22 protein-coding genes are annotated in these 20,747 nt (G+C 61.2%); 8 read left to right on the top strand and 14 right to left on the bottom strand.

Features of this window, described 5'->3' with window-relative positions:
* Positions 1–136: 136 nt before the first annotated feature.
* Positions 137–574, top strand: coding sequence for an alternative ribosome rescue aminoacyl-tRNA hydrolase ArfB (gene arfB / locus FHT70_RS25960; RefSeq protein ID WP_183705804.1), 438 nt, complete (start codon positions 137–139; stop codon positions 572–574).
* Position 575: 1 nt separating this feature from the next.
* Positions 576–1,187 (top strand): alpha-ketoglutarate-dependent dioxygenase AlkB, encoded by a 612-nt coding sequence (locus tag FHT70_RS25955; RefSeq protein ID WP_183705802.1) that lies wholly within the window; start codon positions 576–578, stop codon positions 1,185–1,187.
* Between the two features lie 10 nt (positions 1,188–1,197).
* Here FHT70_RS25955 and coaA read toward each other — a convergent pair whose 3' ends face one another.
* Genes coaA through hisB form a run of 9 tightly spaced genes read right to left on the bottom strand, consistent with a single transcriptional unit; the run spans position 1,198 to position 6,625 of the window.
* A complete protein-coding gene (gene coaA / locus FHT70_RS25950) occupies positions 1,198–2,193 on the bottom strand; it encodes a type I pantothenate kinase (protein WP_085776451.1) in 996 nt (331 codons plus the stop codon).
* Positions 2,190–2,513 carry a phosphoribosyl-ATP diphosphatase gene (locus FHT70_RS25945; protein WP_128403852.1) on the bottom strand — a complete coding sequence of 108 codons (324 nt, stop codon included), beginning with the start codon at positions 2,511–2,513 and terminating at the stop codon, positions 2,190–2,192. Before FHT70_RS25945 ends, coaA begins: the two co-directional genes overlap by 4 nt.
* A gap of 16 nt (positions 2,514–2,529) precedes the next feature.
* Positions 2,530–3,318 carry an imidazole glycerol phosphate synthase subunit HisF gene (hisF, locus tag FHT70_RS25940; RefSeq protein WP_183705800.1) on the bottom strand — a complete coding sequence of 263 codons (789 nt, stop codon included), beginning with the start codon at positions 3,316–3,318 and terminating at the stop codon, positions 2,530–2,532.
* Positions 3,318–4,064, bottom strand: coding sequence for a 1-(5-phosphoribosyl)-5-[(5-phosphoribosylamino)methylideneamino]imidazole-4-carboxamide isomerase (hisA, locus tag FHT70_RS25935; protein ID WP_183705798.1), 747 nt, complete (start codon positions 4,062–4,064; stop codon positions 3,318–3,320). The genes hisF and hisA overlap by 1 nt, the downstream gene beginning before the upstream one ends.
* Before the next feature lie 6 nt (positions 4,065–4,070).
* Positions 4,071–4,628 carry a hypothetical protein gene (locus FHT70_RS25930; RefSeq protein WP_085776455.1) on the bottom strand — a complete coding sequence of 186 codons (558 nt, stop codon included), beginning with the start codon at positions 4,626–4,628 and terminating at the stop codon, positions 4,071–4,073.
* The gene (locus tag FHT70_RS25925; protein WP_183705795.1) at positions 4,625–4,807 is read right to left on the bottom strand and encodes a hypothetical protein; all 183 of its coding nucleotides are present in this window, start codon (positions 4,805–4,807) and stop codon (positions 4,625–4,627) included. Before FHT70_RS25925 ends, FHT70_RS25930 begins: the two co-directional genes overlap by 4 nt.
* A gap of 52 nt (positions 4,808–4,859) precedes the next feature.
* Positions 4,860–5,510 (bottom strand): imidazole glycerol phosphate synthase subunit HisH, encoded by a 651-nt coding sequence (gene hisH / locus FHT70_RS25920; protein ID WP_097601337.1) that lies wholly within the window; start codon positions 5,508–5,510, stop codon positions 4,860–4,862.
* A gap of 2 nt (positions 5,511–5,512) precedes the next feature.
* The gene (locus FHT70_RS25915) at positions 5,513–5,995 is read right to left on the bottom strand and encodes a DUF2628 domain-containing protein (protein ID WP_183705794.1); all 483 of its coding nucleotides are present in this window, start codon (positions 5,993–5,995) and stop codon (positions 5,513–5,515) included.
* Positions 5,996–6,016: 21 nt separating this feature from the next.
* Positions 6,017–6,625, bottom strand: coding sequence for an imidazoleglycerol-phosphate dehydratase HisB (hisB, locus tag FHT70_RS25910; RefSeq protein ID WP_183705854.1), 609 nt, complete (start codon positions 6,623–6,625; stop codon positions 6,017–6,019).
* A gap of 177 nt (positions 6,626–6,802) precedes the next feature.
* Here hisB and hslV point away from each other — a divergent pair, with 177 nt between their 5' ends.
* The 5 genes from hslV (at position 6,803) to FHT70_RS25885 (ending at position 13,596) form a co-directional block, all read left to right on the top strand.
* Complete coding sequence (hslV, locus tag FHT70_RS25905; protein WP_064800163.1) at positions 6,803–7,330, top strand: ATP-dependent protease subunit HslV; 528 nt, start codon at positions 6,803–6,805, stop codon at positions 7,328–7,330.
* Positions 7,331–7,434: 104 nt separating this feature from the next.
* Positions 7,435–8,742 carry an ATP-dependent protease ATPase subunit HslU gene (gene hslU, locus FHT70_RS25900; protein WP_064708200.1) on the top strand — a complete coding sequence of 436 codons (1,308 nt, stop codon included), beginning with the start codon at positions 7,435–7,437 and terminating at the stop codon, positions 8,740–8,742.
* Positions 8,743–8,930: 188 nt separating this feature from the next.
* A complete protein-coding gene (locus tag FHT70_RS25895; RefSeq protein WP_183705793.1) occupies positions 8,931–9,878 on the top strand; it encodes a DUF1402 family protein in 948 nt (315 codons plus the stop codon).
* Positions 9,879–9,926: 48 nt separating this feature from the next.
* Positions 9,927–11,339, top strand: a complete 1,413-nt coding sequence (locus FHT70_RS25890; RefSeq protein ID WP_183705791.1) for a cytochrome P450 — start codon at positions 9,927–9,929, stop codon at positions 11,337–11,339.
* An 85-nt stretch (positions 11,340–11,424) separates the two neighbouring features.
* Complete coding sequence (locus FHT70_RS25885; protein ID WP_183705789.1) at positions 11,425–13,596, top strand: malate synthase G; 2,172 nt, start codon at positions 11,425–11,427, stop codon at positions 13,594–13,596.
* Positions 13,597–13,665: 69 nt separating this feature from the next.
* On the opposite strand, the gene FHT70_RS25880 is transcribed toward FHT70_RS25885, so the two are convergent.
* The gene (locus FHT70_RS25880; RefSeq protein WP_011423457.1) at positions 13,666–14,349 is read right to left on the bottom strand and encodes a L,D-transpeptidase family protein; all 684 of its coding nucleotides are present in this window, start codon (positions 14,347–14,349) and stop codon (positions 13,666–13,668) included.
* Between the two features lie 179 nt (positions 14,350–14,528).
* Between FHT70_RS25880 and FHT70_RS25875 the strand changes: the two genes are divergently transcribed.
* Positions 14,529–15,023 (top strand): MmcB family DNA repair protein, encoded by a 495-nt coding sequence (locus FHT70_RS25875; protein WP_011423458.1) that lies wholly within the window; start codon positions 14,529–14,531, stop codon positions 15,021–15,023.
* Positions 15,024–15,035: 12 nt separating this feature from the next.
* On the opposite strand, the gene FHT70_RS25870 is transcribed toward FHT70_RS25875, so the two are convergent.
* From FHT70_RS25870 to FHT70_RS25855, 4 genes are all read right to left on the bottom strand, one after another.
* Positions 15,036–15,614, bottom strand: a complete 579-nt coding sequence (locus FHT70_RS25870; protein ID WP_097601342.1) for an ActR/PrrA/RegA family redox response regulator transcription factor — start codon at positions 15,612–15,614, stop codon at positions 15,036–15,038.
* Positions 15,615–15,682: 68 nt separating this feature from the next.
* Positions 15,683–17,011, bottom strand: coding sequence for an ActS/PrrB/RegB family redox-sensitive histidine kinase (locus tag FHT70_RS25865; protein WP_085776464.1), 1,329 nt, complete (start codon positions 17,009–17,011; stop codon positions 15,683–15,685).
* Between the two features lie 21 nt (positions 17,012–17,032).
* The gene (hrpB, locus tag FHT70_RS25860; protein WP_183705787.1) at positions 17,033–19,498 is read right to left on the bottom strand and encodes an ATP-dependent helicase HrpB; all 2,466 of its coding nucleotides are present in this window, start codon (positions 19,496–19,498) and stop codon (positions 17,033–17,035) included.
* Positions 19,495–20,442, bottom strand: a complete 948-nt coding sequence (locus FHT70_RS25855) for an ornithine cyclodeaminase family protein (RefSeq protein WP_183705785.1) — start codon at positions 20,440–20,442, stop codon at positions 19,495–19,497. The genes hrpB and FHT70_RS25855 overlap by 4 nt, the downstream gene beginning before the upstream one ends.
* Positions 20,443–20,747: the final 305 nt, after the last annotated feature.

Raw genomic sequence — 20,747 nt, 5'->3', positions numbered from 1 at the left:
GCGCGAAGCGCTTTTGCCGGGAATTGCGCTAAACAGAATCTCTGATTCACGTGAAACCCGGCATCGCAGGATTGCCGGGTTTTCTCTTTAACGGCCGATATTTTCAATTGGCGGCCGATATGAGATAGAACGCCGCATGGCCAGCGACGCACTCTATATCGACGACAGGATCACCATCGCGGGATGGGAACTGACTGAACAGTTCGTCCTCGCGGGCGGTCCCGGCGGGCAGAACGTTAACAAGGTTTCGACCGCGGTCCAGCTGTTCTTCAACATCGCGAATTCGCCTTCCCTCAATGATCGCGTCAAAGCCAATGCGATCAAGCTCGCCGGCCGACGCATGTCGAAGGAGGGCGTGCTGATGATCGAGGCGAGCCGCTTTCGCAGCCAGGACCGCAACCGCGAGGATGCGCGCGAGCGGCTGAAGGAACTGATTCTGGAGGCGGCCAAGCCGCCGCCGCCGCCGCGCAAGAAGACCAAGCCGACCAAGGGTTCGGTCGAACGCCGCCTGAAGGAAAAATCCGGCCGCTCGGAAGTCAAGAAAATGCGGGGCCGCCCCGGCGGCGGCGAATGACATGCCCGAGCTTCTGAACGGCATCCGCCATCTGCCCCGCTATCTCGACCGGGCGCGCCAGGCGGAATTGGTCGAGGTGATCCGTGCCGTCGTCGCTGAAGCGCCGCTCTATGTGCCCGCGATGCCCGGCACCGGCAAACCGATGTCGGTCAGGATGACCAATTGCGGGCCGCTCGGATGGGTGACGGACAAGGAGCGCGGCTATCGCTATCAGCCGACGCACCCGGCAACCGGCCGGCCCTGGCCTGAGATGCCGGCGCCTTTGCTCGATATCTGGAATGAGGTTTCCGGCTGTGAGAAGCCACCGGAGGCCTGCCTCGTCAATTTCTATTCCGACGACGCCCGCATGGGCCTGCATCAGGACAAGGACGAGCAGGATCTGCAGGCGCCGGTCGTCTCGATCTCGCTCGGCAACAGCTGCCTCTTCCGCATCGGCGGCCTCAACCGCAATGATCGCACGCTGTCCTTCAAGCTTGCGAGCGGTGATTTGGTCGTGCTGGGCGGCGAGGGGAGGCTTTGTTATCATGGCGTCGACCGCATCTACCCCGCGACATCGACGCTGTTGAGAAACGGCGGCCGCATCAATCTGACGCTGCGCCGCGTTCGTCCGTGAAATTTGATCGCTATAGTTTTCTGAGCGCGACCTGTTCGATCAGATGATCCTTGCCCTTTTTCAGGATGAGATCGGCGCGCGGCCGCGTCGGCAGGATGTTCTGGCGCAGGTTCTTCAGGTTGATGTTCGCCCAGAGATCTTCGGCGATTTCGAGCGCTTCCCCATCGGTGATCGAGGCGTAGCGATGGAAATAGGAGTTCGGATCGCGGAAGGCGGTTTCCCGCAGCCGCATGAAGCGCGTCACGTACCAGTTGTGGATCTGGTCTTCCGCGGCATCGATATAGATCGAGAAGTCGAAGAAGTCGGACACCATCGGCACGATCTTGCCGTCGGCTGGCAGGTTGCGCGATTGCAGCACGTTGATGCCTTCGAAGATCAGAATGTCGGGCCGGTCGACGATCTTGTATTCGTCCGGCAGCACGTCATAGACGAGATGCGAATAACACGGCGCCTTCACATCGGGCCGCCCGGCCTTGATCGCCGAGAGGAAGCGCAGGATCGCGCCAGTATCGTAGCTTTCCGGGAAACCCTTGCGTTGCATCAGCTTTTCCCGCTGCAGCACCGCATTCGGGTGGAGGAAGCCGTCTGTCGTGATGAGATCGACCTTCGGGCTGGAAGGCCAGCGGCCCAGGAGCTCCTTCAGGATACGGGCTGTGGTCGATTTTCCCACAGCGACCGAGCCGGCGATGCCAATGACGAAAGGCGTCTTCGTTACATCCGACATGCTGAGGAAGCGGTTGCGTTGGTCGAACAGCATCTGCGAAGATTCGACATGCGACGAGAGCAGGCGCGACAGCGAGAGGTAGATGCGCCGGACCTCGTCGAGATCGATCGGGTCGCCCATTGAGCGCAGCCGCTTGACCTCGTCACCGGTGAGCGTCAGCGGCGTGTCGGCGCGGAATTTCGCCCATTGCTCGGAAGAGAAGAAATGGTAGGGCGAATAGGATTCAGACTGGAAGTGATCCAATATCTCCGGCACCCCGATAATCTCAGTCGCGATACTCATGAACTCTGCCGGCTGGCCTTTTCCTTGAGACCGGACTGCGCGGTTCTGCGCTCGAGTTCGGCCATGACATTCTCTAGCGGTATTTCAGCAATCTTCAATACGACCAATAGGTGATAGAGCACATCGGCCGCCTCATAGGTCAGATTGTCGCGATCGCCCGTCACCGCCGCCATCACCGCTTCGATTGCCTCTTCGCCGAGCTTCTTCGCCGCTTTAGGCTGGCCGGCGGCCACGAGTTTGGCTGTCCAGGACTGCTCCGGTGAGGCTTTCGATCGCTCTTCGACGATGCGTTCGAGGTCGGAAAGGGAAAATCCGCTCATTGTTCGTTCTCAGGCTTCAGTCGAGACGCATGTCGATGCCGCACTTCGACATATAGTGTTTTGCCTCGCCAACGGTATAGGTGCCGAAGTGGAAGATCGATGCGGCCAGCACGGCATTGGCATGGCCCTCCTTCACCCCGGCGACGAGATCGTCGAGGTCGCCGACGCCGCCGGATGCGATGATCGGCACACGCACCGCATCGGCGATCGTCCGCGTCAGCTCAAGGTCGTAGCCGACCTTGGTGCCGTCACGGTCCATGGAGGTGACCAGCAGTTCGCCGGCCCCGCGCGCCACCATCTTCTGCGCGAATTCGATGGCATCGATGCCGGTCGCGTTGCGGCCGCCATGCGTATAGATTTCCCAGGCGCTGAGATTGTCGCCGCCGACCGCTTGCGTGCGCCTGCGCTTGGCGTCGATCGAGACGACAATGCACTGGTCGCCGAACTTATCGGCCGCCTCGGCGACGAAATCGGGATTGCTGACAGCTGCCGAGTTGATCGACACCTTGTCGGCGCCGCACAGCAGGAGCTTGCGGATGTCGGCAATGGTTCTGACCCCGCCGCCGACGGTCAGCGGCATGAAACATTGCTCGGCCGTGCGCGCCACGACATCGAAAATCGTCTCGCGATTGTCCGAGGATGCGGTGATGTCGAGGAAGCAGAGCTCGTCGGCGCCGGCCGCGTCATAGGCCTTTGCCGCTTCGACCGGATCGCCGGCATCGACGAGATTGAGAAAATTGACGCCCTTGACGACACGGCCGTCCTTGACGTCGAGGCAGGGAATGACACGAGCCTTGAGGGTCATTAGGCAGTCTCCTTGGCCTTGTTGGCTTTGATCAGCGCCAGCGCTTCCTGGGGGTCGATGCGGCCGTCGTAAAGCGCCCGGCCTGAAATCGCCCCTTCCAGCTTCTGCGCGTCGGGCTGCAGCATGCGCTTGATATCTTCGATAGAAGCAAGGCCGCCCGAAGCGATAACAGGAATGGAGACGGCATCGGCGAGTTCCAGTGTCGAGCTCCAGTTGATGCCGGCCAGAATGCCGTCGCGGTCGATATCGGTGTAGATGATCGCCGCAACGCCGGCGCCCTCGAATTTCCGGGCAAGCTCGATGATGCCGAGTTCGGAAGCTTCAGCCCAACCCTCGACGGCCACCTTGCCGCCCTTGGCATCGATACCGACAGCGACGCCGCCCGGAAATTTCCGGCAGGCCTCGATGACCAGCGCCGGATTTCTGACGGCGACGGTGCCGAGGATGACCCGCCGCAACCCGCGCGACAGCCAGGCTTCGATGTGGTCGAGGGTGCGGATGCCGCCGCCGAGCTGCACCGGATTTTTTGTCGCCTTCAGGATCGCCTCGACGGCGTCGCCATTGGCCGAATGTCCCGCGAAGGCGCCATCGAGATCGACCACGTGCAGCCATTCGAAACCCTGGTCTTCGAAGGACTTCGCCTGGGCGGCCGGATCGGTATTGTAAACCGTCGCCTGTTGCATGTCGCCGAGCTTCAGGCGAACGCATTGGCCGCCCTTCAGATCGATCGCGGGAAAAAGGATCATGTCGTCTTACGTCCGTAGAGTGATCGCTGCCATCAGCGCATTCCACGCATCTACGATATCCGAGCGGAAAAAGACAGCGGCAATGGCGGCCGCGCTCAAAAGCAGCAGAAGCAGAAGGATGGCGATGAAGCCCGCACGCACCTGCCGCCAGAAACCGAGGCGCTTCTTCACCGATTTCTCGATCTCCCGCACCCGCCGCAGGGCGTCGCTGTTGACGGCGGCGAGCCGGATCTCAGGCTCCATCGCTTCCACATAGGTCTCGGCATAGCTCGAAAGAATCTGCGAGGCGCGATCGCGCAGCGTATTGCGCAGGTCAGTGGAGAGATAATTGCTGGAAACTGCGGCAAGCTCGGCCTCATTGGGCGAACGGCCGGCATTCCGCTTTCGATAGCTGACGACGAAATCGCGCTTCTGCCGCTCGTAAAGGGCGTAGGCAAGCAGGCCGATCAGATCGTCTTCGCCTTCGATATAGAATTCCAGCACGGCTTCGGTGATATCGCCGGCATTGATCCCATTGGCGCGCAGCTGCGAATTCTCGTTGCCGGCAAGAAATTCATGAATCATCGGTCCGGCCTTTCTTTCAATGCCTTGGCCGCATTGGAAAGCGCTTTTCTATGGAGGGCTTCGTCGACACGGCGAATGATCGTCCCGTCGGGAAGCCGGATGTCCGAGAAGGGAGGCAGACCCTCTCTGGAGGGTCTCAGCATATAGAACACCTTGCCTGATTTCCGCGAAGCCGGCATCGAGCGCACTCCTGTTCCGCTCTTTTCATAAAGAGGAAATAAGGCGGAGGTATTACGGGTTCCAGCGCAGGAAATTGGCGATCAGGGCGAGGCCGAGCTTCTGGCTCTTTTCCGGGTGAAACTGGGCCCCCACCATGTTGTCGCGCCCGACGAGGGCGGTCATCGGCCTGCCATAATCGACGGTCGCAATGACATCCTCGGCATTTTCGGCGGCAAGATGGTAGGAATGGACGAAATAGGCATGCAGCCCCTGCGGCCCGGTGGGAATGCCGTCGAAGAGCGGATGCTCGCGCTTCAGGTCGAGCGTGTTCCAGCCGATCTGCGGAATCTTCAAGGCGGGATCGTCAGGCGTCATCTCGATGACGTCGCCTGGGATCCAGCCGAAGCCGTGTGTCACGGTCTTCTCCAGACCGCGCGACGACATCAGTTGCATGCCGACGCAGATGCCGAGGAAAGGCCGCGCCTTGTTCTCGACAGCCTCGATCAGCACTTCGTTCATGCCGGGCACGGCGTCCAGTCCGCGCCGGCAATCGGCGTATGCGCCGACGCCGGGCAGCACAATGCGATCGGCCGCAGCAACCTCCTCCGCCTTATCGGTGAGATCGATATGGGCATTGATGCCCGCCTCGCGCGCGGCACGTTCGAAAGCCTTGGTCGCCGAACGAAGGTTGCCGGAACCGTAGTCGATAATCGCGACGCGCATCGTCAGCGTCCTCCATCAAAACCAAAGAGATCAAGCGATGTCGCTTGGCCGCGCAGGCTGTTTGCACCGGGCTTGTTCTGCCAATCCGGTGCGACCGTATCGTCACTGCTCACAGGGACTGTCTTGTCCGCAAAATAGACCTGCTCGGCAATATCGAGCTTATCGGCTGCAATGAGGGCGTCCTCGTTCCAGCCCTTGGCGGCAAGATGGCGGATGCGAAAGTTCTGGCCTTCGAGACCGACCACTATATTCACGCCCAGCATGATCGCCGCGCCCGCCGGTCCCAGACCGGGTTCGTCCATCAGTGCGCCGCCGATTCCCTGCAGGATAAACGCCGCGGCCGCATGCAGCCATAGCCGGTGCACCAGAAGCCAAACCCATGGAAACATGAAGCCGAGCCAGGTGAAGCCGTCGCGAATAGTGCGCACCTCATCGGTCGCTGGGTTCGCGCCGGGCGGTGTCAGGAAAATATAGCTGGAGGTCATTGTCGCCGCTCCCTGAGGGGCTCAGACGAGCGTGCCCTTCGTCGAGGGAACACGGCCCGCCTGTCTCGCATCGATCTCTGTCGCCGTGCGCAATGCGCGCGCGACCGCCTTGAAGCATGTCTCGGCAATATGGTGGTTGTTGGCGCCATAATGATTGAGAATATGCAAGGTGATGCCGGCGTTCTGGGCGAGCGCCTGGAAGAATTCGCGCACGAGTTCCGTGTCGAAGGTGCCGATCTTCGGCGCGCTGAAGGCGACATTCCAGACGAGGAAGGGCCGGCCGGAAAGATCGACCGCCGCCTTGGTCATCGTCTCGTCCATAGCGAGATCGATCGAAGCGTAGCGTGTGATGCCCCGGCGGTCGCCGAGCGCCTTCGAGATCGCCTGGCCGATCGCAATACCGGTATCCTCGACCGTGTGATGATCATCGATATGCAGGTCACCCTTGGCTTCGATTTCCATGTCGATGAGCGAATGCCGCGAAAGTTGATCGAGCATATGGTCGAAGAAGCCGACGCCGGTCGAAATCTTCGATTTGCCGGTGCCGTCGAGATTAACGGAAACTGAAATCGACGTCTCGTTGGTCTTGCGGGCAACGCTGCCGGTACGGCTTGCTGCGGTCTCGGCCATCTGGCCCTCCATCGGAATAAGGCCGTTCCTTATCAGGCGCATCGGCAAATATCCAGAAGCCGGGCAGGAGAAAAGCTCGCCCATTTGCAATCGGCTCCGGCCGGCTTACATAGGGTTCAACAAGGACCGGTTTGCGGTCTCATGTAAAGGCCCGGCTCATGGGCAGACAGGTGTTTTATGACAACAATCATTACAGTTCGAAAAGGCGGCAAGGTGGTGATGGCGGGCGATGGCCAGGTGAGCCTCGGCCAGACCGTGATGAAGGGCAATGCCCGCAAGGTCCGGCGCATCGGCAAGGGCGAGGTCATCGCCGGTTTCGCCGGCGCCACGGCCGACGCCTTCACCCTGCTCGAAAGGCTTGAAAAGAAGCTGGAACAATATCCCGGTCAGCTGATGCGCGCCGCCGTCGAGCTCGCCAAGGACTGGCGCACCGACAAATACCTGCGTAATCTCGAAGCCATGATGCTCGTCGCCGACAAGTCGATCACCTTGGCAATCACCGGCAATGGCGATGTTCTGGAGCCCGAACATGGCACGACGGCGATCGGTTCTGGCGGCAATTTTGCCTTCGCCGCCGCCCGAGCGCTGATGGATACCGACAAATCGGCCGAAGAGATCGCCCGGCGCGCCCTCGATATCGCCGCCGACATCTGCGTCTACACCAACCACAATATCGTGGTCGAATTGCTGGACGTCGAAAGCTGAATTCCGGCCTTCCGGCTGCTGCCGCGGCTGACCCGTCGCGGCGCGACAACGATGAATCTCGGCCGGGCGTTGATGGCTCCGGACCGCCAGGAGAATGATACGCAATGACGACCTTTTCCCCCCGCGAGATCGTTTCCGAACTCGATCGCTACATCATCGGCCAGCATGATGCCAAACGCGCCGTCGCGATTGCGCTGCGCAACCGCTGGCGTCGCCAGCAGCTCGACCCGAGCCTGCGCGACGAAGTCATGCCGAAAAACATCCTGATGATCGGTCCGACCGGTGTCGGTAAAACGGAGATCTCCCGCCGCCTGGCAAAACTCGCCGGCGCGCCCTTCATCAAGGTCGAAGCCACGAAGTTCACCGAAGTCGGCTATGTCGGCCGTGATGTCGAGCAGATCATCCGCGATCTGGTCGAGGTCGGTATCGGCCTGGTGCGCGAGAAGAAGCGGGCCGAGGTGCAGGCCAAGGCGCATGTGAGCGCCGAGGAGCGTGTGCTCGATGCGCTGGTCGGCACCACCGCTTCGCCCGCCACCCGCGAAAGTTTCCGCAAGAAGCTCAGAGACGGTGAGCTCGACGACAAGGAAATCGATATCGAGGTGGCCGATGCCGGCTCCGGCATGGGCGGCTTCGAAATACCCGGCATGCCGGGCGCCAATATCGGCGTGCTCAACCTGTCGGAAATGTTCGGCAAGGCAATGGGCGGACGCACTAAGAAGGTGCGCACGACTGTCAAGGCTTCTTATACCGATCTGATTCGCGATGAATCCGACAAGCTGATCGACAACGAGGTGATCCAGCGCGAGGCCGTCCGCTCTACCGAAAATGACGGGATCGTCTTCCTCGACGAGATCGACAAGATCGCCGCCCGCGACGGCGGCATGGGCGCCGGCGTTTCACGCGAAGGTGTCCAGCGCGACCTGCTGCCGCTCGTCGAAGGCACGACGGTCTCGACCAAATACGGGCCTGTGAAGACGGACCATATCCTCTTCATCGCCTCTGGCGCCTTCCATGTCTCCAAACCCTCGGATCTCTTGCCGGAGCTGCAGGGCCGCCTGCCGATCCGCGTCGAGCTGCGCCCGCTGAACAAGGAGGATTTCCGCCGGATCCTGACAGAGACCGAAGCGAGCCTCATCCGCCAGTACCGGGCGCTGATGGAAACCGAAAATCTGAACCTCGATTTCACCGAGGACGCGATCGACGCGCTGGCTGATGTCGCCGTGCATTTGAACTCCTCGGTCGAGAATATCGGTGCGCGCCGTCTGCAGACGGTGATGGAGCGGGTTCTGGACGATATTTCCTACAATGCGCCGGATCGGGCAGGGGCAGCCATCACGATCGATGCAGCCTATGTGCGCGAACATGTCGGCGATCTCGCGCAGAATACCGACCTGTCACGCTTCATTCTGTGATATCGGCGCACCGGCTCGTGGCTTTACCGATGTGAATGCCGCATTCCGTTGACCTCGACTATCGACAGCGGGCCTTTTCCTTTTTAGTGAAGGCCCGTTTTGTTTTCCGCTACGGCTTTATTCGGCCAAGATTCTGGTCCAGTCAGCCGCATCGCGAACAGGACGATGAACGGACGGGATAGCGGATCGTGCGACGCCTTTTGACAAGCCTTTTAATTGCCGTTGCCCTGGTGAATTCGGCGCCGGCCTTCGCCATGCAGACGGTGCCGGCCGGCAATCGCCACGCTGAGCAGCCCGATATTCCCGGCGCGTCCGTCCGCCGCACCAAGGGCACCAAGAGCAGCTTCGATCTGAAATATGAGAAGGTCCACGAGCTTCTTGCGACCGATCGCGAGCTGATGGCCAAGATCCGCAAGGTCTCCAGCGCTTACGGCATCAATCCCATCCATGTCGTCGGCGCGATCGTTGGCGAACATACCTATAACGTCGACGCTTACGACAGGCTGCAGGCCTATTATGTCAAAGCCGCTTCCTATGCCGGGGAAAGTTTCCGCTTCGCCTATGACGGCGAAAACGTCGACGATTTCGTGGCGCGGCCGCAATTTGCGCAGTGCAAGGGCAAGAGTGATTCCTACACGCTCTGGTCCTGCCGGGAAGATGTCTGGGAAAGCGATTTCCGCGGCAAGACCGTGGGTGGCGAGAGCTTCCCCAACAACCGCTTCAGTGCGGTCTTCTTTCAGCCTTTCTATGCCGGCCAGACCTTCGGCCTCGGTCAGGTCAATCCGCTGACGGCGTTGATGCTCTCCGATCTCGTCAGCCGCGTCTCCGGCTATCCGAAGCTGAACGAGAAGAATGCCGGCGACGTCTATAAGGCGATCATGGATCCAGATATCTCGCTCGCCTTCGTCGCGGCCTCGATCCGCCGGTCGATCGAAGATTACAAGGAGATTGCCGGCATGGATATCTCGGGCAATCCCGGCCTGACGGCGACGCTGTATAATGTCGGCAATTCCCGCCAGCGTGCCACAGCCCTTGCGGCGAAAAACCGCTCTTCCGGTGCGACTGTTTGGCCTGAAGAGAATTATTACGGCTGGCTGATCAACGACAAGCTGGACGAACTCAAGGGCCTGCTCTAGCTTCAAGCTTGCCGGGAAGGCGTCGCTCTTCCCCGAAAGGCTTTGACGATGGACATGCGTCCGGATCCCTTCGTTCCGCCGGCACCGCTGCCTCGCACTGTGCCGCCGAGCCGGCTGGATATCATCCGAATCATCCTGCGCAACCCGCTCGAACTCTGGGGCGAGCCCTCCTATACGCTACCCTGGATCAAAACGAGTTTCTTCGGGCAACACACGCTCATCGTCAACGATCCCGGCTTGATCAAGCACGTGCTGGTCGACAATGCCGCCAATTACCGTATGTCCGACATTCGCCAGCTGGTGCTGCGGCCAATCTTGCGTGACGGGTTGTTGACGGCGGAAGGCCAGGTCTGGAAGCGATCGCGAAAGGCGGTCGCGCCAGTCTTCACGCCGCGCCACGCCAAGGGCTTTGCCGGCCAGATGCTGCGGCAATCGCAAGATTTCGTCCGCAAATACGAGAACGGCGAGGCGGCGGGTCAAATTTTCGACATTGCCGCCGACATGACCGATTTGACCTTTGCTATCCTTGCCGAAACGCTCTTCTCCGGCGAAATCATCTCGTCGAGCGGCCATTTCGCCGACGACGTCAACCAGCTTCTCCACCGGATGGGCCGCGTCGACCCGATGGACCTGCTGCGCGCGCCCTCCTGGGTGCCACGCCTGACCCGTATCGGCGGTCAGAAGGTGCTGGAAAAATTCCGGGCTATCGTCCGCGATACCATGGATGTGCGTCTGGCGAAGATGAAGGCCGATCGCGCCGCCGCACCGGAGGATTTTCTGACGCTGCTCCTGGAACAGGCAGGTCCGGATGGCCTGACCAAGGAGGAGATCGAGGACAATATCCTGACTTTCATCGGAGCCGGCCACGAGACGACGGCGCGTGCGCTTGCCTGGACACTTTATTGTGTGGCCAACAGCCCGCATATTCGTGAGGCGATGGAGACGGAGATCGATGCCGTCCTGGCGACTGGAGCCGAACCGGTGGAATGGCTGGATCTGATGCCGGTGACGCGGGCGGCGTTCGAAGAGGCCCTCAGACTTTACCCGCCGGCTCCTTCGATCAATCGCGCCGCCATAGCCGATGACCTCTGGACGAATGCCAAGGGCGAAAAGGTCGAAATACCGGCGGATATTACCGTGCTGATCATGCCGTGGACGCTGCATCGCCATGAACTTTATTGGGAAAAGCCGCGCGCCTATATGCCGGAGCGCTTCCTGCCGGAAAACCGCGGCAGCATCGGCCGGTTTCAGTTTCTGCCGTTCGGCGCCGGCCCGCGCGTCTGCATCGGCGCGACCTTCGCGCTGCAGGAGGCGGTGATCGCACTGGCCGTGATGATGCGCCGCTTCCGTTTCGATCAGACCGCAACCACCAATCCTTGGCCGGTGCAGAAGCTGACGACTCAGCCGCAGAACGGGCTTCCCATGCGCGTGACGTCGCGCATAATTTCCGGAACGGCATAAATCTTTCGAACTATTGCGGAATTGACTGTGAATGAAAGCCGGGCAAAGTGGCAGCATTCACAGGCGCTGCCAGGGAGAATATCGCATGAGCCGCATTGATAAGAACGGTCTTGCCATCGAAACCGTCCTCCACGATTTCCTGACGCAGGAGGTTCTGCCGGGTCTGGCGATCGATGTGGACAGGTTCTTTGCCGATTTTTCGGCGATCGTTCACGATCTCGCCCCGCGCAATCGCGCACTGCTGGCCAAACGCGACGAGCTGCAGACGAAGATTGATGACTGGTATCGCCAGCATGGCGCCCCGTCGGATATGGACGACTATCAATCCTTTCTACGCAGCATCGGCTACCTCCTGCCGGAAGGATCGGACTTCCAGGTCTCGACCGAAAACGTCGATCCCGAGATCGCCTCGATCGCCGGTCCGCAGCTCGTCGTTCCCGTGATGAATGCCCGCTACGCTTTGAACGCCGCCAACGCTCGCTGGGGCTCGCTCTATGATGCGCTCTATGGCACCGACGCCATTCCCGAGAGCGACGGCGCCGAGAAGGGTAAGGGGTATAATCCAAAGCGCGGCGAAAAGGTCATCGCCTGGGTGCGAGATTTCCTCGATACGGCGACGCCGCTGCGGGACGGCAGCTGGAAGGATGTCGGCAGCTTCGCCGTCAAGGACGGAATGCTCGTCGTCAAATCGGTGGACGGCGAGCAGACAATGCTCAGAGACGGCCGGCATTTTGCCGGCTATCGCGGCGATGCCACCACGCCGAGCCATATTCTCCTGAAGAACAACGGCATTCATATCGATATCGTCATCGACCCGACGACGGCGATCGGTAAGGCCGATCCGGCCCATATTTCCGATGTCTGGCTGGAATCGGCGATTACCACGATCATGGACTGCGAGGATTCGATTGCAGCCGTCGACGCCGAAGACAAGGTGATCGTCTATCGCAACTGGCTCGGCTTGATGAAGGGCGATCTGCAGGAAGAGGTGGCAAAGGGCGGAACGACCTTCATCCGCAACCTCAACCCGGATCTGGACTATACCGGCCCGGATGGCGCTTCGTTCGAGGTGCATCGCCGTTCGTTGATGCTGGTGCGCAATGTTGGCCACCTGATGACCAATCCCGCGATCCTCGACAAGGACGGCAACGAAGTGCCCGAGGGCATCATGGATGCCATCATCACTGCTCTGATCGCGCTTTACGATATCGGTCCCGCCGGCCGGAAGAAGAATTCCCGCACCGGCTCCATGTATGTGGTGAAGCCGAAGATGCATGGGCCAGAAGAGGTCGCCTTCGCCGTCGAGATTTTCTCCCGGGTCGAAGACGCGCTCGGCATGGCGCGCAACACCATCAAGATGGGCATCATGGACGAGGAGCGGCGCACGACGGTCAATCTCAAGGAGTGCATTCGTGCCGCCCGCGAGCGCGTCGTCTTCATCAACACCGGTTTCCTCGACCGCACCGGCGACGAGATCCATACTTCGATGGAAGCCGGTCCGATGATTCGCAAGGGCGATATGCGCCAGGCAGCGTGGATATCGGCCTATGAGAACTGGAACGTTGACATCGGTCTGGAATGCGGCCTTTCCGGCCACGCCCAGATCGGCAAAGGCATGTGGGCGATGCCGGATCTGATGGCGGCGATGCTGGAACAGAAGATCGCCCATCCGAAGGCCGGCGCCAACACCGCCTGGGTGCCGTCGCCGACGGCCGCCACCCTGCATGCCACCCATTATCACCGCGTCAACGTCGCCCGGGTTCAGCAGGGGCTGAAGGACCGGGCTCGCGCCAAGCTTTCCGACATTCTCTCCGTGCCGGTTGCGGTGCGGCCGAACTGGACTCCCGAGGAAATCCAGCGGGAACTCGACAACAATGCCCAGGGTATCCTCGGTTACGTCGTGCGCTGGGTCGATCAGGGCGTCGGTTGCTCGAAAGTGCCTGATATCAACAATGTCGGCCTGATGGAGGATCGCGCCACGTTGCGCATTTCGGCCCAGCACATGGCGAATTGGCTGCATCACAAAGTCGTCACCGAAGCTCAGATCGTCGAAACGATGAAACGCATGGCTGCCGTCGTCGACCGACAGAACAAATCCGATCCAGCCTACCGGCCGATGGCCGGCAATTTCGATGATTCGATCGCCTTTCAGGCCGCCCTCGATCTCGTCCTGAAGGGCAGGGAGCAACCGAACGGCTATACCGAACCGGTGCTTCACCGCCGCCGCCTCGAGCTCAAGGCGAAACAATCGGTGTAACCGAGAATACAAAAAGGCCGCCGGGACGACTGTCCGGCGGCCTTTTTTATACCGAATTCGATATCTAGCCTACTGGATGACGATGACCTTGGAGGTCCCCTTGCCGGGGCGGACGCGGCTGTAGAGGTCGATGACGTCCTGGTTCATCAGGCGAATGCAGCCCGAGGAAGCGGCGGTGCCGATCGAAGCCCATTCCGGCGTGCCGTGCAGGCGGAACAGGGTGTCCTTGCCGTCGTCGTTGAAGAGATACATGGCGCGCGCGCCGAGCGGATTGCTGAGACCGGGGCCCATGCCCTCCTCGACGTATTTGGCGACGTCGGGGCGGCGTTCAGCCATTTCCTTCGGCGGGTGCCAGGTCGGCCATTCCTGTTTCCAGGCGACATAGGCAGTGCCGGCCCATGCGAAGCCCTGCTTGCCGACGCCGATGCCGTAGCGCATCGCCTTGCCGTTCGGCAGGATGTAATAGAGGAAGCGCTCGCGCGTATTGACGATGATGGTGCCTGGACGCTCGGTGGTCTGGTAGCTGACGACCTGGCGGCGGAACTGCGGCTTGACCCTGTCGATCGGGATCGCCGGCAGGGAGTATCCGGCGTCCTTCGTCACGCCATAGGCGTCGTTGAAGATTTGAGCTGTCTGTACCGTCGGGCCTGCGCCCTTGTCGTCGACGGATGCGCTTTCGGAATTGGTGGAGCAGCCGGCCAGTGCGAGTGTCGTCAGCAGGCCAAATACAGGGAATGCGTTGCGGATGCGCATAGATAACTCTTGAAGTTTTCGGGCGAGGAGAACAGTCTTTCGACCATCGTTGATTATGGTTTATTTTCGATTAACTTGCGCTTTGCAAGACTGCTTCGGCGCGAGGAATCCGTCTGCCGCGCAAATTAAAAGCGCATGGTTTTTTTGCAACAACACACCCGGCTCGGCGATGGTTATCCATGACGATTTTGAGCGTTTACAATAACAATCCGTTAATCGATGGCCGGCAATCGGACAGGGCCATGATGGTGCGGCGCGGAACGCAGATATTGCTGCACGAAATGCGCCATGCGGTGCTGCCGGAACTGCCGCTCGCCAGCGGCCGACGCGCCGATCTGATCACGCTTTCGGAAAAGGGCGAAGTTTGGATCATCGAAATCAAGACATCGATCGAGGATTTCCGGGTGGATCGCAAATGGCCGGAATACAGGCTGCATTGCGACCGCCTGTTCTTTGCGACTCATGAAGGTGTGCCGCTTGACATCTTTCCCGAGGAATGCGGGCTCTTCCTCTCGGATGGCTATGGCGCCCATATGATCCGCGAGGCGCCGGAACACCGCATGGCACCGGCCACGCGCAAATCCGTCACGCTCAGTTTCTCGCGCGCCGCTGCGCAAAGGCTGATGATGGCCGAATGGGCCAACGGAAAACCATTCACTGTGGATGATGTCTGACGAAGGTTTCGTCTATTTCGGGGCGCGTTTGGCAAGTATGCGCTGCAGCGTTCGCCGATGCATGTTGAGCCGACGTGCTGTTTCCGAGACATTGCGCTCGCACATCTCGTAGACCCGCTGGATGTGTTCCCAGCGCACCCGATCGGCCGACATCGGATTCTCCGGCAGCTCGGCCTTTTCCCCCGGCCGTTGCGTCAGCGCTGAAAAGACCTCGTCGGCGTCCGCGGGCTTGGCCAGATAATCGACGGCTCCGAGTTTTACGGCCGTCACCGCTGTTGCGATATTGCCGTAGCCGGTCAGCACGATGATCCGGGTATCGTCGCGCCGCTGCCGGATCGCTTCGATGACGTCGAGGCCGTTGCCGTCGCCGAGGCGAAGGTCGACTACCGCATATTTCGGCGGCCTGCCTTTCGATTTCGCAACGCCTTCCGCCACTGATTCGGCCGTCTCCACGTCGAAACCGCGGGTCTCCATCGCCCGTGCGAGACGGCGCAGGAAGGGCCCGTCGTCGTCAACGATCAGCAGGCTGGCGTCGGGCCCGATATGGTCTTCATCCGATGTGGCGAAATTTCCATGATTCTGTTCTGTCATCGTCTCGGGTCCCGGCGGTTGCGCCTGATCCTGGTCAACCGTTTCTCATTCTACTTATGCCCACAAACTCATTTTGTCGAATTTGCGTCGATCAGCATTCGCGGCCATTCGATGCGGATGCGCGCGCCGGCTCTTTCCGGCTCTCGGTTCTCGAAAACCAGCGATGCGCCCGAGCGCTCCAGCAGTGTCTTGGCGATGAAAAGTCCGAGCCCGAGGCCGCCGGCCGTATCTTCCTTCTGCCGCTTGGTCACATAGGGCTCGCCGATGCGCGTCAGGATGTCAGGCGAATAACCATTGCCGTCGTCTTCGATGACGATCAATACTTTGTCTTGATCGTGCTCGACGGTGACGGTCACTTTCTCCCTGGCATAATCGACGGCATTTTCGATGAGGTTTCCGAGCCCGTACATGATGCCGGCATTGCGATCGGTGACCGGCTCGCTCTTGCGCGGGCTCTTCTCGATGAGCTCGAGCGTGATGCCGAATTCCCGGTGCGGTGCGACGACTTCTTCGATCATGGAGGAAAGCGGCAGCCGGCGCATATGCGCCTCGCCTTCGGAGGAGAGCGTCGTCAGCCGCCGCAGAATGTCACGGCAGCGTTCGCTCTGGCTTCGCAGCAGCATGACATCCTCGCGGAAGCGATCATCATCCTTGAGCTCGCGCTCCATTTCCTTGGCGACGACGCTGATCGTGGCAAGCGGCGTGCCGAGTTCATGAGCGGCGGCCGCAGCCAGACCGTCAAGCTGCGAAAGATGCTTTTCCCGCTGTAGCACCAGTTCGGTCGCGGCGAGCGCATCGGCAAGCTGGCTCGCTTCCATCGAGACGCGATAGGCATAGAAGGCGGCAAAGGCCATGGTCGAGGCGATCGAGCACCAGACGCCGAACTGCATGACATTATGGACATTGATCTCGACCCCGTCGAACCAGGGCAGCGGGAAAGGCGAAAAGGCAAGCACTGTAATGCAGACCATGGCAAAGCCGATCAGCGCCGTGCTGTAGCGGATTGGCTGTGAGGCGAAAGAGATGATGACGGGCACGCAGACGAGTGCGGCGAACGGATTGGCGAGGCCGCCCGTGATGAAGAGCAGCGCGCAAAGCTGCAGAAGATCGAAGCCGAGCAAAGCGAAGGCGGCCGGCGGCTCCAGCCGATGCGTCGGTGGATACCGGATTGTCAGGTAGAAATTCACCCAGGCCAGAGCGGCGATCAGCAAAGAGCTGGCGATCAGCGGCAAGGGAAATTTCAGCCAGAAAGCGACGATGAACACCGTCAGCGCCTGGCCGCCGACCGCAAGCCAGCGAAGCCGCACCAGCGTCTGTAGCCGCAGCCTGCGGCTGCTGTGCCGGTCTTCCAGCGTATGGCTTTCGGTCTTGTCGATGACACCGGGCTTGTCGATCATGCCGGGGCTCCTTGATGGCTCTCATGTACCACGTGGTTTTGCCCGTGTCGTCGGCAACGCCTCTTCCGGCCGCTCCGGCCAGGGGTGGCGGGGATAGCGTCCACGCATCTCGGCGCGCACGTCCTTCCATGAGCCCACCCAGAAGCCGGGCAGGTCGCGTGTCGTCTGGATCGGCCGGTGCGCCGGTGACGTCAGCTCCAGGAGTAGCGGCAGGCGGCCTCCGGCGACCGCCGGATGCTGCTTGAGCCCGAACAGCTCCTGCACGCGGATCGTCAGGACCGGCTCCTCGCCCTCATATTGGATGGGATGTTTTTGACCGGTCGGTGCCTCGAAATGCGTCGGAGCAAGCCGGCTAAGATCGCGCTGCAGCTCGTGTGGTACCAACGACATCAGGCCGTTCGAAAGCCCTGCCGCAGAGACCTCGGAAAGGCTACGGGCGTCCTCCTGGAAGGGAGCGAACCAATCCTCCAGCCGAGAAAGCAAAGCATCGTCGCTGACATCGGGCCAGGGATCACCGATCGTCCGATGAAGAAAACCGATCCGTTCGCGGAGCTGCATGGCCTCCTTCGAGAAGGCGAGCTGATCAAGCCCCAATTCGCGCACGCCCTCCATCAGCGCCTGAGTGACGGCGGCTCCGGAAGGACGCGGCAAGGGCGTCTCTTCGAAGACGATTGCGCCAAGCCGAGTTGCCCGCCGCGCCCGCACCTGCCGGCTTTGCCGGTCGAAGAATATCTGGTCATCGGTTCTGATCTCGCCAGGCAGTTTGGCTTCGATATCCGCACGTGTCACTTCCGCTGCCGCCAGAATCCGCCCCTGCGCCGCGCGCCCGGTGAGATCGGCGATGACGAGCATCTGGCTGCCGGCGAGCCGCTCAGTCTCCGGCAGTTCCGCTCCCCGCCCGTTCGCCATGACGAATCGCCCGCGCCCCCCGCGCAGAAGCGCGATTCGATCTGGGAATGCGTGCAGCAGCAGCTGACCCGCCAATACGGGTGCGGCTGTTGTGACGGTCTCGAGACCGGCGGCCAGTCGTCCAGCCAGCCGCCGCGAGGCGTCGGCTCTGTCACCGCGCTCGGCTTTGAATCGCCGCAGCCGGTCCTCAATGTCGATGCTCGATCCGCCAAGCCCCTGTTCGGTCAGGAGCACGGCAATCATCGCCGCCTCCCGGGCATGGCCCGATTCGCCTGATGAGACGACCATAGCGGCAAGTCGCGGCGGCAAAGCGAGATCGCGCATCATCTTGCCACGGGCAGTCAACGCGCCATCCTTGTCGAGCGCTCCGAGCTGACCGAGCAGCGCCCGCGCTTCCTTAAGCGTCGTTTCCGGCGGCTGATCGACGAAGGCAAGGGATGCGGCATCCTGGACCCCCCAATGCGCGAGATCGAGCACCAGGCCGGAGAGGTCGCTGGAGAGGATCTGCGGCGGTGTGAAAGCCGGCAGTGCCGCCGTCTGCCCCTGGTGCCACAGCCGGATGGCGATGCCGGGCTCGGTTCGTCCCGCGCGGCCGGCCCGCTGATCGGCCGAGGCTTGCGACACCCGCACCGTCTCGAGCCGCGTAATCCCGGTCGAGGCCTCGAAGATCGGCAGACGCTGCAATCCGCTGTCGATCACGATCCTAACACCGTCGATGGTGATCGATGTTTCGGCGATCGAGGTGGCAAGAACGATCTTGCGCACTCCCTTGGGCGCCGGGCGAATCGCTGCATCCTGCTCCTTCTGGCTAAGATTGCCATAGAGAGGGGCAATCAAGGTTTCGGGCCCGAATCGCCCCTGCAGGCGCTCCACGGTGCGCGTGATTTCCGCCTGGCCGGGCAGGAAGGCGAGGATAGAGCCGTCCTCATCGGCGTGAGCCTCGATAATCATCCGCGAGACGGCGTCCTCGATGCGCTCGCCGCCGGCCCGGTCCTGATAGCGGATATCGATCGGAAAGCTGCGTCCCAGGCTCTCGATGATAGGCGGGTGATCGAGCAGGGCGGCCACACGCTCCACGTCGAGCGTCGCCGACATCACCAGGATGCGCAGATCCTCGCGCAGCGCTGACTGCACGTCGAGCGCCAGCGCCAGCCCGAAATCGGCATCGAGCGACCGCTCATGGAATTCGTCGAAAAGCACGGTCGAGACGCCGGTCAGTTCCGGATCGTCGAGGATCATCCTGGCGAAAACCCCTTCTGTCACCACTTCGACCCGGGTCGCCGCCGATATCCTGCTGTCGAGGCGCATGCGGTAGCCGATCGTTTCGCCCACCTTTTCGCCGATGAGCGACGCCATCCGGCTGGCTGCGGCTCGCGCCGCCAGCCGCCGCGGTTCGAGCAGGATGATCTTGCCGTCGCCGCGCGAGGGCTGATCGAGCAGGTAAAGCGGCACCAGCGTCGTCTTGCCGGCGCCGGGAGGCGCGGAAAGAACGGCGCGTCGCTGCTCGCCCAGCGCCGCCGCGACGGCTGGCAGGACATGCGAAACCGGAAGCTCCGGCAATGATGCACTGATTGTCACTTGCGGCCCGCCACCGTCTCATAGGCAAGGATGGCGCCGGCGAGATCCTCGAGTGCTGCGCCGACCGACTTGAACAGCGTAATCTCCTCATCATGGCTTCGTCCGCCATGCGCGCCGCTGACGAGTTCGGCAAGCTCCGATTGGATATCGTTCATGTCGAGCACGCCGCTTTTAATCGGCTGAACGATATCGCCGGCCTCGCTGGTGGCGCCAGCGCGGGTATCGACATGGACCGAAGCGCGGCGAATGGCTTCGTCGTCGCTTTCGCGCATGCTCGGTTTGAAGGCGCCGACGAGGTCGAGATGCGCGCCCGGCTTCAGCCATTCGCCCGATACCAGCGGTTCGCTGGAAAGTGTGGCGCAGGAAATGATGTCGGCCGTCCGTGCCGCCGCTTCCCTGTCGGTGACGGCTCTAGCATCGAGGCCCAGCACTCGCGCTTCCGCCGCGATCTTCTCCGCCGCCTGCGCGTTGCGTCCCCAGATCCTGTATCTCTTTATGGGCCGGGTCGTGCCGTGGGCGAGCATCAGGTTGAGCGACAGGCGCCCGGTTCCGCAGACGAGCATTTCCTCCGCATTCGGGCGGGCGAGATAACGGCCGGCGAGCGCCGATGCCGCTGCTGTCCGCCGCGCCGTCAGCTCGGCGCCGTCAATCACGGCCAGCATCTCGCCGGTCGCGCCTGAGGAAAGAAGATAGGTCCCTGAAATTGCCGGCAGGCTTCGCTGTGCATTGCCGGGAAAGACCGAAACCATCTTCACCCCGGCATAACGCCCGGGAACCCAGGCCGGCATCAGAAGCAGCGTTGCGCTCTCTTCACCGGGCACGTCCATCTCGTGGTGATGACGCACCGGCATCACGCATTCGCTCGCAAACATGGCGGCGATCGCTTCAATCAGCTTGGGCCAGGGCAGGGCCGCGCGCGTCTGTTCTTCGTTGAGGACAAGCATTCTTCACTCCGCCGGATCGTTCTTCCAGCCAAATTAGCGAGGGGCGTACGTGAGACGCAAGCGCCCTGGAATTACAGCTGCAGACTTCCCATATAGGTCATGACAACGCCTTCGAAGCGATTTGTGCGAGATTCGGTTAAGACAGACCCTCAGAACTGCCCAATCGGGCGGCAATTTTGCGGGTTTTTAAAGACTGTAACAAAAAGCTAAGCAAAATCAGCCTGTTACAAAAATGTCAAAAAACTTTTGGAATGGCTGTTGACTTAGAAAAGGGGGTGGGATTATAAGCCCACTCACTGAACGAG

Origin of the sequence: Rhizobium sp. BK049 (assembly GCF_014193135.1) — a bacterium.
GTDB lineage: Bacteria > Pseudomonadota > Alphaproteobacteria > Rhizobiales > Rhizobiaceae > Rhizobium.
This window is presented reverse-complemented; position numbering and strand designations above follow the sequence as displayed.